Raw genomic sequence first — 13,643 nt, forward strand, 5'->3', positions numbered from 1 at the left:
TAATAGAGTAGAAAGAGGGAAAAGGCTAAATAAAACGGAGTGAATAAGAATTGAAAATATTGTAAAACGGAAGAGACATGCATATAATTAAAATAAGGATGAAATTTCAGAATCTTCAATAACGGCGGTGGGTACATGTTTACTGAAGAGCGTAGAGAGAAAATTTTAGAGTTACTTAAGAAAGATGGAAGGGTAATTGCCAAAAATCTTGCGGAAAGTTTCGATATGTCCATTGATTCTATAAGAAGAGATTTATCTATTATGGAGAAGGATGGCTTGTTAAAAAGAACACATGGAGGTGCAATCGAACTTACTAGAGTAAGGAATTTAACTGCTGAACCATTAAAAGGTTATCGTGATAGTTCACTAGGTGAAGAAGCGATTGCGAAAGTTGCTGCATCCTACATACAAGAAGGAGATTCCGTTTTTATTGGTGGGGCATCTATTCATTATGCGATGTTAAAGTATTTACCTGAAACATCATTTACAGTGATTACGAATGCTTTAGAAATTGCTAGTAAGTTAATGGAGTATAAGAATGTAGAAACGTATTTAATTGGTGGAAAGGTGAAACCATCAGGAAATATGACAGATACAATTGCCTCTGAAATGATCAATAGATTATCTATTGATCTATATTTCTCTACAGGTGGCGGCATTTCATTGAATGGTATAAGTACTGCGACGCCAGAAGTTGCTTATTTTGGAAAAACAGTAAGTAAAATTGCTAGAAGAAACATTTGTTTAGCTCCGCATACTAAACTTGGAATAGATTGCTTTATTAAAGGAGAGTCACTAATAGAAATTGACCTAATTATAACAGATGAAGAGGCTAGTAAAGAAACAATTCAACAATTTGAGAAACAAGGTAAAGAAATTATAACAGCGTCAATAGATCTCATTTAAAAGGAGTTTAAAATGATTATAAAAGAACAAGAGTTTCATATAAATGGATTAACTTATACAATTCGTTCTGCAGCTGAGAAAGATGCTGAGCAGTTATCGGAAATTAGAGTTCAGATCGATGGAGAAACTGAAAATATGGATAGAGAAGCTGGAGAGGGATTTATAGATAAGATAGGGTTTCAAAAAATAATAAAAATAGATAGTGAAGAGAAAAAGAATTTGTTTTTAGTTGCAGAAGTGCACAACCAAATCGTAGGATTCTCAAGATGTGAAGGATCAAATTTGAAAAGATTATCTCATAAAGTAGAGTTTGGCGTTTGTATTTTAAGAGAGTTTTGGGGATATGGAATCGGTAAGAGTCTCTTGCAACAATCTATTCAGTGGGTTAATGAAAATGAAGTAAAAAAGATATCATTACAAGTGTTAGAGAAAAATGAAAAAGCCATTCAGCTTTATAAAAAATTAGGTTTTGAAGTAGAAGGTATTTTGAAAAATGATAAAAGACTGTCTGATGGGAAGTATTATAATACGGTAGTAATGGGAAAGTTTATTCATACATTTCATAAAAGAGGTGTAGTGGAATGTTTTACAGAAGAAAGTACTATATAGTAAAGAATGAATTTGTAGAAATATTTAATGAGCACTTTACTAACACGAACTTACCAAACCAGTTAAATCATGGTTCCAGGCTAATAGGACGCTGGATGAAAGATAATAATGATGGTACAACAGAAATATTCGCCATATGGGAATATGATAGTTATGAACAGTATAAAGAAATTGAAGCGAAAATTAGAAGTGACGAGATACATATTAAAAGAATACATGATTGGTATGAAAAACATGGCGGAAGAGAATATGTTTTTCAAAAGTACATAGTAGAGTTAAAAAATGAAGAGTTAGTATGCACTATAAAGCGATAGAGGAGTGAGGGATAATGAGAATGAAAACAAAATTATATTGTAGTTTAGCATCCAGCATTTTATTTGCCATAGCTGTAATAGTTTTCTTTATAGACGGCAATCCGCAAAAGTGGTTTTGGTTATGTATTTTCTTTGCGTCCATTATACAAAATATAGTTCTACTAAAAAAGAATAAAGAAATTTATTAATATATGCTAATCATTAACATATTTGTGTCGTCTTTCTAGTTTTATTGAAAACGCTTTTATTCAGTTTTATAATAAAAGTATGTTTTTATAAATCTCCAAAATAATGAATAGGGAGATGATACAATGTTAGCTTCACCGTTTTACTTACATACATGGAAAAAGTTTGTTGATGAAGGAGTCCTTGATTCGAACCGTATGAACGAAAGAATTTCAGAGTCATGGCATCGATGTAAACAAGCAAATGTGAATCCTCATATGAATAAAGGTCAGAAAATTTTGTCTTCTAATATTTTTCAAGATCAAAAGAAAAAGAGTGAAATCTTCCTTGATATAGCAATACCTCAATTACAAACTATGAGGAAAACCATTGATGAGCTGCAAATGATGGCATTATTAATTGATCCAGACGGTTACGTTCTATCGTTAAGTGGAAATCAACAAACGTTAAAACGAGCAAAACATATTAACTTCATTGAAGGGGTGAGATGGACGGAAGCAGCTGTTGGTACAAATGCGATAGGAACCGCGTTACAGATTGAAGAGGCTATTATGATAAGTGGTACAGAGCATTATTCTGTCGCATCTCATAGCTGGAGCTGTGCGGCTGCTCCCATTCATAATGATGATGGGAAATTAATTGGAGTTCTAGATTTCTCCTGTCCAATTGAATTTTCACATCCGTATATGCTCGGGATGGTAACTTCGATTGCACATGCGATTGAACGTGAATGTAGTATTCGAGTGCATCAAAATGAACTACATTTAATCCATCGTTTTTTAGATGTAATTGATAGTGATGAACAAGTTGTCATTTGTAATCATCGAGATGTTATCGTTTCTGCAAGCAAGAAGGTTCGAGAACGAGTTTCTAATTGGTCACGAATGAAACTTGAAGATTTAATGCAAAATGGATTGAAACCTAAATTAGAAGTACCAGTATATAGTAATGATAGAATGATCGGGAAATGTGTATATGTAAAGGAAAATAAACAAGGAAATTTATTTTCGACTTCTCCATTTATAAACGGAATTACTTTCCCTGGAGTTATTGGGACAAGCAATGCATTTCAACATACTTTAGAAGAAATTAAACTTGTATCTCCAACTGACGCTAGTGTATATGTTTGTGGTGAAACAGGTGTAGGGAAAGAATATGTAGCGAGAGCGATTCATGAAAATAGTCCAAGAAAAAATGATCCTTTTATAGCTGTTAACTGCGGTTCATTGCCGAAAGAATTAATGGAAAGTGAATTATTCGGTTATGCTGAAGGAGCGTTTACAGGTGCGCGGCGCCAAGGATATAAAGGGAAATTCGAACAAGCAGATGGAGGGACAATATTTTTAGACGAAATTGGTGAAGTACCGCCAGAGATGCAAGTAGCATTATTGCGTGTTTTACAAGAACGAACAGTAACCCCAATTGGTAGTTCAAAAGAGGTACCAGTAAATATTCGTATAATTACTGCGACACATAAAGATTTACTGAGATTAGTAGATGAAGGGAAATTCCGTCAAGATTTATATTATCGTTTACATGTATATCCGCTATATGTTCCATCGTTAATGGAAAGAAAAGAGGATATTCCATACTTCATACAACATTTTTGTGAACAAAAAGATTGGAATGTTGTATTTCCAAAGAGTATTTGTAATCAATTTTCACAACATACATGGCCCGGAAATATTCGAGAATTATTAAATGTATTAGAACGTATTTACATTTTGTCGCAAGGACGGGAAATATGCGAAAAACAAATCTCTTTTTTATTACAAACTATGATGGGAAATCAACATCAACTTACATTGCAAGCAGAAAATAAAACAGAGTATACATTAAATTTTCGTGAAAAAATACAGCGTGATAGCATGATTGAAGCGCTAGAAAAGACGAACGGAAATGTTTCGTTAGCTGCAAAACTGTTAGATGTTCCTCGAAGTACATTTTATAAACGAATGCAAAAATATAAGCTATAAAGTAGATTTTTGTAATCTACTTTTTCTTTGTGGGCTCATGTTCTGTCGGAATGTGCGCTTACCGGGGAAATAATAGAATAGTTAGAAATTAATTTCCGAAAGGGGGATTTATGTGAAATATATTGAAATCGGTATTGGGAATAGGTGGTTTGTTCGAACAGAAACAGAAAATAAAGATGGAACTGAATTTGAGGAACGAGGAATTATAAAGCCTATTTATTTTGAGTCTTTATATGTACGAATGTGGTTTCGGAAAACGTGTTTAATTTTTGATACGAAAGAAGGGGTTAAGAAAGTAAGAAAAAATAGAGCTGAGTATAAGTTTATTGTTGGAATTGTAAGTAGGTTAAAACAATAGAATTAAATAAGGGGTGTTTTTATGATTAGAATTACTACATTCATACTCGCTATTCCTTTTGTTGTAATACGGTTTATGTATGTCTCAATGTAAGGAAAATAATCCTCTGTTTCATTACCTTTTTCCCAGTCAATTATTTTAGTAAGAGTTTCCCACTTTACCTTTTCTTGATGAGCTTTAATAAGCTCATTTAAAAACTTTAAGCAAGTAGGTTGTTTTGTAGCACCTAAAAATGATAGAAACTTGTTTACAAGTTTTTCTTGCGACATGTTCTTATCCTTTCTATATAGAAGTTTGTATTAAGAATATTATACAATAAATATCAGAAAATACAGTTATTAATAGATTAGGAGAGAATAGTATGTCAATGTCACTATATTATAAAAAAATCCGTGAGCAATTAGGGCATGAACTAATATTCATGCCGAGTGTAGCTGCTGTTATAAAAAATAAACAGGGAGATATTTTGTTTCAATATCCTGGCGGGGAATACTGGAGTTTGCCAGCTGGAGCAATTGAACTTGGGGAAACTCCAGAAGAAGCAGTAGTTCGGGAAGTTTGGGAAGAAACAGGATTGAAAGTGCAAGTAAAAAAACAAAAAGGGGTATTTGGAGGAGAAGAGTACCGTCATACATATCCGAATGGTGATGAAGTAGAATATATAGTTGTTGTGTTTGAGTGTGAAGTTACTAGTGGCGAATTAAAATCGATAGATGGTGAATCTTTAAAATTACAATATTTCTCTTTATCTGAAAAGCCGCCTTTAGCGTTACCATACCCAGATAAAATATTTTTATAGATGTAAAATAGCACACCTTACTTATTGTAGGTGTGCTATTTATATAATCCCGCCGTATACATCTCAGTTAACGTATATACAATCTCTTCTAAGTTTATTTCCTTATCATTTTTCACAATCGTCCAAAGAAACATCTCATTCATCGCGAACCAAGCACGCGCTACAATTTCTTTATTTAATTCAGGCTGTGCTAACCCACTTTCTTGAGAGTATGTAATATCCTGCGTAATACTGTTTATAAAGCGTTCCCGTATCTCGTCCCATTTTTGACGTATCTCTTTTGATAATCCGATCGCTTCTTGCACAACTTGCAATATAGCTCGTTCTTTCTCTGCTAATTGTAGGAATGCTCTAACTTGATTTTGAATCATGCTACGTGCTTCTTCTTTTGTTTGAGGCGAAAAGGAGCGTTCAGCAATATCATAAAATTGATTCATGACATCTTCCATTAATACGATGAGGAGATCATCTTTGTTTTTAAAGTATACATATGCTGTTCCATAACCAGTTTCTGCATGTTTAATAATTTGTGTAATGGTCGTTTTTTGAAATCCGTTATGTATAAAAATAGCGTAACCGGCCTGTAATAATTTCTTCTTTGTTTCTAAGGAGCGGTGTTTTCTTGATGAAAGAGTACTGTTTTTCAAAGAATCACCTCTTTATACTGAAATATCTGAAAATATAATTGTATTGTAAAAGAAATTCATACATAAAGTCAACTGACATAATATCATTGACGTTATATTAACTAAGGTGATATATTTCAATTAGTTAGAATAAAAAGAAAATTAAAAGAAGGTGACACCATGTATAAAGAACCATTTCAACCAACTTATAAATATGCGCTTGAATGTGATAAACATGATGAACTGAAAGATTTTCAAACTGAATTCTATAAAAAAGAAGGAACAATATATTTAGATGGAAACTCATTAGGACTACTTTCAAAAAGAGCAGAAAAATCGTTACTTACGTTACTAGATTCATGGAAGGAGTATGGTATTGACGGTTGGACAGAGGGTGAGCATCCATGGTTTTTCCTTTCAGAGAAATTAGGTGAATTGACTGCGCCTCTTATTGGAGCTTTACCGGAAGAAACTATTGTAACCGGTTCCACGACGACGAACATTCATCAAGTAATCGCGACATTTTATGAGCCAAAAGGAATACGCACAAAAATTCTTGCGGATGAGTTAACATTCCCGTCAGATATATATGCACTTCAAAGCCAAATTCGTTTAAAAGGATTAGATCCAGACGAGCATTTAGTACGAGTAAAGAGTCGAGATGGTAGAACACTTTCTGAAGATGATATTATTCAAGCGATGACAGATGATATCGCGTTAATTTTATTGCCTTCTGTACTATATAGAAGCGGCCAAATACTTGATATGAAACGTTTAACAGCGGAAGCACATAAGCGTGGTATTCATATCGGATTCGATTTATGTCATTCAATCGGTTCTATTCCGCATCATTTCAAAGAATGGGATGTTGATTTCGCTATTTGGTGTAACTATAAATATTTAAATGCAGGACCAGGTGGAGTTGCGGGCCTTTATGTAAATAACAAGCATTTTAATAGACTTCCTGGATTATCGGGTTGGTTTAGTTCTAGAAAAGATAAGCAGTTTGATATGGAACATACACTAACTGCTGCTGATCATGCAGGTGCTTATCAAATTGGTACTCCGCACGTATTAAGTACAGCACCTTTAATTGGTTCGCTTGAAATATTTAAAGATGCTGGTATAGAACGTTTACGTGAAAAATCGCTACATATAACAAAATACATGCTGAATTTAATTGAGAATGAATTAATAGATTTTGGGTTTACAATTGGCAATCCATTAGAGGATGAAAAACGAGGCGGACACATCTATTTAGAGCATGTAGAAGCAGCACGTATATGTAAAGCGTTAAAAGCGAATGGAGTTATCCCTGATTTCCGTGCACCTAATGGAGTAAGACTTGCGCCAGTCGCTTTATATAACACATACAAAGAAGTATGGCATTCTGTTCAAATATTAAAGAAAATTATGAAAGATGAAGAGTATAAGCAGTTTGAAAATAAGCGAGAGGTTGTGGCATAAACATGAAATTATCAGAGTGGATTGATATTTCACAACCGCTAAATAATGATATTGCCACTTGGCCAGGGGATACACCGTTCTCTTATGAAGTTTCATGGTCAAAAGAAGAGAGTGGCTCAGTAAATGTCGGAAAGTTAACGATGAGTATTCATACAGGTACCCATATTGATGCACCATTTCATTTTGATAATGACGGGAAAAAAGTAATAGATTTAGATGTACAAGTTTATGTCGGACCTACGCGGATTATTGACGTTTCTAATCTTGAAAGCATCGGGAAAAAGGAATTAGAAATCTTTCATTTAGAAGGCGTAGAACGATTGTTGTTACGCACATCTTCACATGGTAAAGCTAATGAATTTCCAAAGGTAATCCCGCATTTACGTGCTGATATCGCACCATTTCTTTCTGAAAAGGGAATTCGTTTAATCGGGGTGGATGTACCATCTGTTGATCCATTAGATGATAAAGAATTAGCAGCACATCATCAATTATTTAAACATGGCATTCACATTTTAGAAAATGTCGTACTAGATCACGTAGCAGACGGCGATTATGAATTAATCGCATTACCACTTGCCTTAACAGATGCAGATGGAAGTCCAGTTCGAGCAGTTATTAGACCAATATAAGTAGAATTATATAAAAGGGGCGTTTGGCTAATATGAAAGAAAACGAAAAAGTAATTATGGAAAAAGGAATTCATACGGACTTTAAAGAGAATATGACGTACGGGGAGTATTTACAATTAGATAGTTTACTATCTTCTCAAAAGAGATTATCAGACCATCATGATGAAATGTTGTTTATCGTAATTCACCAAGCAAGTGAACTTTGGATGAAACTTATTTTACATGAGTTAAACGCAGCAATTGAATCTATTAAACAAGATAAATTACAACCAGCTTTTAAAATGTTAGCACGTGTATCAAAAATTCAGTCGCAAATTATTCAATCTTGGGATATTCTTGCGACATTAACACCATCAGAGTACATTGAGTTTCGTGACTCACTCGGTCAAGCTTCAGGTTTTCAATCGTATCAATATCGTATGATTGAGTATGCGCTTGGTTATAAAACACCGCATGCATTAAAAATTTATGAAAAAGATCCAGAATTACACGCTCGACTTCACAGAGCGCTACACGCACCAAGTTTGTATGATGTGGCAATTCAAGCACTTATAAAAGAAGGATTCCCTATTCATAAAGATGTATTAAATCGTGATATTACGCAACCTTATGAAGAAGATGCAACAGTAGAAGCGGCATGGTTAGAAGTGTATGCGGATGTGAAAAAATATTGGAATCTATATCAGCTTGCTGAAAAATTAATTGATATCGAAGATTGGCTACAACAATGGCGTTTCCGTCATATGAAAACGGTAGAACGCATTATCGGACATAAAATGGGAACAGGTGGGTCTTCTGGTGTGTCTTATTTAAAACGTGTGCTTGATCAACGTTTCTTCCCTGAACTTTGGAATGTTCGTACGAAATTATAAAAAACAAACCTGTCAGTTCATTACTGGCAGGTTTGTTTTTTATTTGAACACAACTATGTTTTAATGAAAGTTAAAAGATATAATAAATTAGGTAATGATTTAATTGGAGGTAAAGTTTTGGATTTCAAGCAACTAGAAAATAAATTTGAAAAGAAAAAAGTAAATACATTTCTTGTTTATCAAAAAGGTGAGTTAACAACTGAGTATTATAAAATGTTAGAATGCGAAAATAATCTATATAAAATAAATTCGATTACAAAAAGCATTGTATCTATATTAATTGGTATTGCAATGGATAAAGGATATATAAATGATAAACATACACCGATTACAGAGTGGATTGAAAATGTATCTAAGGAAAAGCGGGATTTGACTCTTTATCATTTATTAACGATGACTACAGGTGAAGATTGGAAAGAGTTCGGAAATGGGGTAGTGTTTCCGAATGATTTTGTAGAATCGGAAAACTGGGTGCAGTACATATTAGAAAAACCAATAATTGAAGAACCCGCTACAAAAATGAATTATAACTCAGGTTCTTCGCATTTGCTTAGTTATATAATTCAAGAAGCTACTGGAATGTCGACAGAGCAGTTTGCGAAAAGATATTTATTTGATCCATTAAAAATTACCGAATATGAGTGGCAGCAAGATCCCCAAGGAATATATGTTGGTGGTTTCGGTATGAAAATGAAATCTAAAGATTTATTAAAACTCGGAATATTATGTTTACAGAATGGATATTGGCAGGGTAATGAAATTGTATCATCGAAATGGATAAAAGAATCAAGTACAGCTCTATTTGAAACGTATGAACATGTTGGGGCGTATGGATATCACTGGTGGGTATTGAATAATAAAAGATTTCACATACCGTATTGTATATATTTTGCTATGGGATACGGCGGACAATACATCGTTATCATTCCGCAGTTAGAGCTTGTTGCTGTAATAAGTAGTCATATGCCAAAACGTGGACTCGTTCCATTGAAATTGTTTGTTGAACATGTACAGGAGCATTCTAATCATATATAAGAAGAGAGCACGTATGAGGAATATAAAATGATATCCTTATTTAGCGTCTCGTGCCTAATTGAAAATATTAGGAAATCAATTTTTAATATCAAAAAGAAATCCTCCTTTTTAAAGGGGGATTTCTTTTTGGAAGGGTTTATCATAGGAAGAACGAAATAATAAACAATAAGTGAAGGAGTGATTTCCAGTGGATAAAATTGAAATTTTAAACATGATACCACGGTTTTTAGATTTTTATATGAAGGCTGGTTTTCATCGTGTCAAAGTGTAAGAGATGAAATCTTAACAGGAATTTATCCTTATCTACATAAGTCTTCTCCTGAATACTCTATGAAGTTTACTTTCGGAAAAGGTATAACGAATCATTACAGAGAAGCATACTTTGCTGGATGGGAGATTGTTGGGATTTTATTAGAGAACGGAAAATCTTTTAGTGAAATAGCCAGTATAGAAGAAAATGAAATACCAGCATTCCTTGAATTTTTATATAAAGAAACCTCTGTCTGTAAATAAAGACAGAGGTTTCTTTGATTTAAATAGTAGAAAGTGCTTATAGATGGAGGGAATTTTGAATCCGTATCCATTAAAGTTTTACTTTACCGACTTGTCTTCTGAAACGACATCTTTATAAATTTCTCCGTCTTCGTTTCAAATTCTACATCAACAAAAACGCCATATTCTTTTCCATCCTCGCGTAGCCACAATTTAAATTTTTCAACTGTTATTTGAACGGTTTTCGGTTTTCTACCAATATGAAGGTAATCAATAATCTCAGCTTTTGGGTATTGTTCTTTCGTCTTTTCTACAGCAAGTTTCCCCCATTTGGCATACGGCGGCTGTGCATGAACAATTGATGAGCTGGCATATATATTTGAACATGTTGTTATGAACAGTATGAGAAGTGCGACACGTTTAAACAATTTCTTCATAATGAACTCCTTTTATCCTTTTTCTATATTGTTTACATATTTTTTCAACGATATGAGTTTGGATTTTTTTGTCTTCTTTACATAAAAGCGAGGCTTTTACAAAACATAACCAAGAAATCATTACCGTAATTAAGGAGGGAAAATTATGCGCCAAAAAGCTATTTTTAAAATAGCAGTTTTACTTGCGTTCATAGGACTGTCTTTAATGGTCAGTAGTATACAACTGAAAAATGTAGAGGCATTTTCTAATCAAGTTATTCAAAGAGGAGCATCTGGCGAAGATGTCATTGAACTGCAATCTCGTTTGAAATATAACGGATTTTATACGGGAAAAGTGGATGGTGTTTTCGGATGGGGTACATACTGGGCACTTCGAAATTTTCAAGAGAAATTCGGATTACCTGTTGATGGTTTAGCTGGAGCTAAAACGAAGCAAATGCTAGTAAAAGCAACGAAGTATGATAAGTCAACTGCTAATAAAGGAACGACAACGAATAAAGGAAATAGTGGTGGTACTGCACAAGAGAATAAACCATCTCAAAATAAAGGGACAAATGTTCCAAATGGTTATTCTCAAAATGACATTCAGCTTATGGCAAACGCAGTATACGGAGAATCTCGTGGTGAACCGTATTTAGGACAAGTTGCAGTAGCTGCGGTTATTATAAATCGTGTTACAAGTGCATCGTTCCCAAATACTGTATCAGGGGTAATATTTGAGCCGAGAGCCTTTACGGCAGTTGCGGATGGCCAAATATATTTAACACCAAATGAAACAGCGAAAAAAGCTGTATTAGATGCACTAAATGGATGGGATCCTACAGGAAACGCATTGTATTATTTCAATCCAGATACAGCAACAAGTAAATGGATTTGGACTCGTCCACAAATTAAAAAGATTGGGAAACATATTTTCTGTAAATAGAGCGGAGGTGGAACTATGTTACGAGGTATTATAATCGTATTATTAACAGTCGGTGTAGTTGGAACAGGTTACTGGGGCTATAAAGAGCATCAAGAGAAGAATGCAGTATTAATTCGTGCAGAAAATAGTTATCAACGTGCGTTTCATGATTTAGCATACGAGGTTGATTTATTGCACGACAAAATTGGAACAACGCTTGCGATGAATTCACGTGCATCTTTATCACCTGCATTAGCAGACGTATGGAGATTAACATCTGAAGCTCGTTCGGATGTAGGACAACTCCCTTTAACATTAATGCCTTTTAATAAAACGGAAGAATTTTTAGCGAATATCGGTGATTTTAGTTACCGAGCAGCTATTCGTGATTTAGAAAAAGAACCGCTAAATGATCAAGAATATAAAACGTTGCAAACGTTATATTCAAACGCAGGTAACATTCAAGATGAACTACGAAAAGTACAACATCTTGTATTGAAAAATAATTTACGCTGGATGGATGTTGAGATGGCACTCGCATCAAATCGTGATCCTGCTGACAATACAATTATTGACGGATTAAAGACAGTAGAAAAAAATGTAACATCGTATTCGTCTACAAACTTCGGACCGACCTTTACAAGTGCGCAAAAAAATAAAAAAGGCGGATTTGAAGCGGAAGGAAAAGCAATTTCAAAAGATGAAGCGGGGAAAATTGCAAAATCATTTTTGAATTTAAAAGGAAATGAAAAAGTAGAAGTTGAGAAAAGCGGAAAAGGTGCGAAAGAAGCTTTTTATAGTGTGAAAATTAAAGATGAAGCAACAAATAATGAGTTTTATATGGATATTACCGGAAAAGGCGGGTATCCAATTTGGGTTATGAATAATCGAGAAATTAAAGAACAGAAGATTAGTTTAAATGACGCAGGAAGTAAAGGTTTGAAATTCTTAAAGGACCATAAGTTTAATAATATGGAACTTTATGACAGTTCACAATATGATAATGTTGGAGTATTTACGTATGTAGTAAATGAGAATGGCGTACGGATTTATCCAGAAGCAATCCAAATGAAAATCGCCTTAGATGACGGTTCTATCGTTGGATTCTCCGCAAAAGAATATTTAGCGTCACATCAAAAACGAACAGTTCCATCAACGAAGCTAACTGCAGCAGAAGCAAGAAAGAAAATCAATCCAGATGTTAAAGTTATGGAAGAACGCAAAGCTGTCGTAGTAAATGATTTGCATAATGAAGTACTTTGCTATGAATTTGTAGGTACTTTAGGGAAAGATACGTACCAAATTTTCATAAATGCAAATAGTGGAGCAGAGGAAAAAGTGAAGAAAATGCAAGCTGTTGAAAAAATTTATGATTAAACTTTAATAGTGAAGTGGTGAGAATAATGAAAATCCTAATATATATGTTAATGCTTTGCTTTTTTATAACTGGATGTAGTATAGGAAAAAAGGACAATCCAAACGAAAAACCAGAGCAAAAAAATGTTTCGACGAAAAATGTTAATTATACGAACAAATCCAATAAGCCAAATGAAAAAGCAGCAGACCATTTAGCATCTTTAGCCGCAAGTGTGCCGGGTGTAAATGATGCTACAGCTGTAGTATTCGGCAAATATGCTATTGTAGGTATTGATGTAAAAGCGAAACTTGATCGAACTCGAGTGGAGTCTATTAAATACTCTGTTGCAGAAAGTTTGAAAAACGATCCTGATGGTGCTAATGCAGTCGTTGTAGCAGATGTTGATACGTATGAACGACTGAAACAAATTGGAAAGCAAATTAAAAAAGGAAAAACAGGTGAAGGTATACTTGATGAGTTAGCTGCAATTGTTGGCCGAGTAATGCCACAAGTTCCAAATGACATGATTGAAAATCGAGAAACGAATCCAATTAAAGATAATGATAAACAATTACCAAAAGATGAAGAACAAGAACTAAGAAAAGAACAGAATGACCAATCAAATAATCATTTGAATGAATAAAATTAACCCCGTACTTAATTGTACGGGGAT

Annotated in this window: 15 protein-coding genes and 1 pseudogene; 13 read left to right on the plus strand and 3 right to left on the minus strand. The window is 34.0% G+C overall.

Going from position 1 to position 13,643, the window contains the following annotated elements; all coding sequences use genetic code 11:
- The first annotated feature begins 135 nt into the window (after nt 1-135).
- The 5 genes from KI369_RS25385 (at nt 136) to KI369_RS25405 (ending at nt 4,349) form a co-directional block, all read left to right on the plus strand.
- The gene (locus KI369_RS25385; RefSeq protein ID WP_212958097.1) at nt 136-906 is read left to right on the plus strand and encodes a DeoR/GlpR family DNA-binding transcription regulator; all 771 of its coding nucleotides are present in this window, start codon (nt 136-138) and stop codon (nt 904-906) included.
- Nucleotides 907-918: 12 nt separating this feature from the next.
- Entirely contained in the window at nt 919-1,515 is a 597-nt protein-coding gene (locus KI369_RS25390) for a GNAT family N-acetyltransferase (protein WP_212958099.1), read from the plus strand.
- Nucleotides 1,488-1,829: an NIPSNAP family protein gene (locus tag KI369_RS25395; RefSeq protein WP_212958101.1), complete on the plus strand. Its 342-nt coding sequence runs from the start codon at nt 1,488-1,490 to the stop codon at nt 1,827-1,829. Before KI369_RS25390 ends, KI369_RS25395 begins: the two co-directional genes overlap by 28 nt.
- A 311-nt stretch (nt 1,830-2,140) precedes the next feature.
- Entirely contained in the window at nt 2,141-3,991 is a 1,851-nt protein-coding gene (locus tag KI369_RS25400; protein ID WP_212958103.1) for a sigma-54-dependent Fis family transcriptional regulator, read from the plus strand.
- 112 nt (nt 3,992-4,103) lie between these two features.
- The gene (locus KI369_RS25405; RefSeq protein WP_212958105.1) at nt 4,104-4,349 is read left to right on the plus strand and encodes a DUF3977 family protein; all 246 of its coding nucleotides are present in this window, start codon (nt 4,104-4,106) and stop codon (nt 4,347-4,349) included.
- A 50-nt stretch (nt 4,350-4,399) separates the two neighbouring features.
- On the opposite strand, the pseudogene KI369_RS25410 reads toward KI369_RS25405, so the two are convergent.
- Nucleotides 4,400-4,618 (minus strand): annotated as a pseudogene (locus tag KI369_RS25410) (hypothetical protein); the annotation flags it as partial.
- Nucleotides 4,619-4,710: 92 nt separating this feature from the next.
- Between KI369_RS25410 and KI369_RS25415 the strand changes: the two are divergent.
- Nucleotides 4,711-5,148 carry an NUDIX hydrolase gene (locus KI369_RS25415; protein WP_212958107.1) on the plus strand — a complete coding sequence of 146 codons (438 nt, stop codon included), beginning with the start codon at nt 4,711-4,713 and terminating at the stop codon, nt 5,146-5,148.
- Nucleotides 5,149-5,183: 35 nt separating this feature from the next.
- Here KI369_RS25415 and KI369_RS25420 read toward each other — a convergent pair whose 3' ends face one another.
- Complete coding sequence (locus KI369_RS25420; RefSeq protein WP_212958109.1) at nt 5,184-5,795, minus strand: TetR/AcrR family transcriptional regulator; 612 nt, start codon at nt 5,793-5,795, stop codon at nt 5,184-5,186.
- Between the two features lie 159 nt (nt 5,796-5,954).
- Here KI369_RS25420 and kynU point away from each other — a divergent pair, with 159 nt between their 5' ends.
- The 4 genes from kynU (at nt 5,955) to KI369_RS25440 (ending at nt 9,780) form a co-directional block, all read left to right on the plus strand.
- Nucleotides 5,955-7,241, plus strand: coding sequence for a kynureninase (kynU, locus tag KI369_RS25425; protein WP_212958111.1), 1,287 nt, complete (start codon nt 5,955-5,957; stop codon nt 7,239-7,241).
- Between the two features lie 2 nt (nt 7,242-7,243).
- Nucleotides 7,244-7,873, plus strand: a complete 630-nt coding sequence (gene kynB / locus KI369_RS25430; protein ID WP_212958114.1) for an arylformamidase — start codon at nt 7,244-7,246, stop codon at nt 7,871-7,873.
- A gap of 32 nt (nt 7,874-7,905) precedes the next feature.
- The gene (kynA, locus tag KI369_RS25435) at nt 7,906-8,745 is read left to right on the plus strand and encodes a tryptophan 2,3-dioxygenase (protein WP_212958116.1); all 840 of its coding nucleotides are present in this window, start codon (nt 7,906-7,908) and stop codon (nt 8,743-8,745) included.
- Nucleotides 8,746-8,862: 117 nt separating this feature from the next.
- Nucleotides 8,863-9,780 (plus strand): serine hydrolase domain-containing protein, encoded by a 918-nt coding sequence (locus tag KI369_RS25440; RefSeq protein WP_212958118.1) that lies wholly within the window; start codon nt 8,863-8,865, stop codon nt 9,778-9,780.
- A gap of 596 nt (nt 9,781-10,376) precedes the next feature.
- Here KI369_RS25440 and KI369_RS25445 read toward each other — a convergent pair.
- A complete protein-coding gene (locus KI369_RS25445; RefSeq protein ID WP_212958121.1) occupies nt 10,377-10,709 on the minus strand; it encodes a DUF3889 domain-containing protein in 333 nt (110 codons plus the stop codon).
- Nucleotides 10,710-10,854: 145 nt separating this feature from the next.
- On the opposite strand from KI369_RS25445, the gene sleB reads away from it, so the two are divergent.
- From sleB to KI369_RS25460, 3 genes are read left to right on the plus strand one after another with little or no spacing between them, the layout of a single operon-like run.
- On the plus strand, nt 10,855-11,634 hold the full coding sequence (gene sleB, locus KI369_RS25450; protein ID WP_212958123.1) for a spore cortex-lytic enzyme: 780 nt from the start codon (nt 10,855-10,857) through the stop codon (nt 11,632-11,634).
- A 15-nt stretch (nt 11,635-11,649) separates the two neighbouring features.
- On the plus strand, nt 11,650-12,990 hold the full coding sequence (ypeB, locus tag KI369_RS25455; protein ID WP_212958125.1) for a germination protein YpeB: 1,341 nt from the start codon (nt 11,650-11,652) through the stop codon (nt 12,988-12,990).
- A 26-nt stretch (nt 12,991-13,016) separates the two neighbouring features.
- Entirely contained in the window at nt 13,017-13,613 is a 597-nt protein-coding gene (locus tag KI369_RS25460; protein ID WP_212958127.1) for a YhcN/YlaJ family sporulation lipoprotein, read from the plus strand.
- Nucleotides 13,614-13,643: the final 30 nt, after the last annotated feature.

This window comes from Bacillus sanguinis, from assembly GCF_018332475.1.
GTDB classification, from domain to species: Bacteria; Bacillota; Bacilli; order Bacillales; family Bacillaceae_G; genus Bacillus_A; species Bacillus_A sanguinis.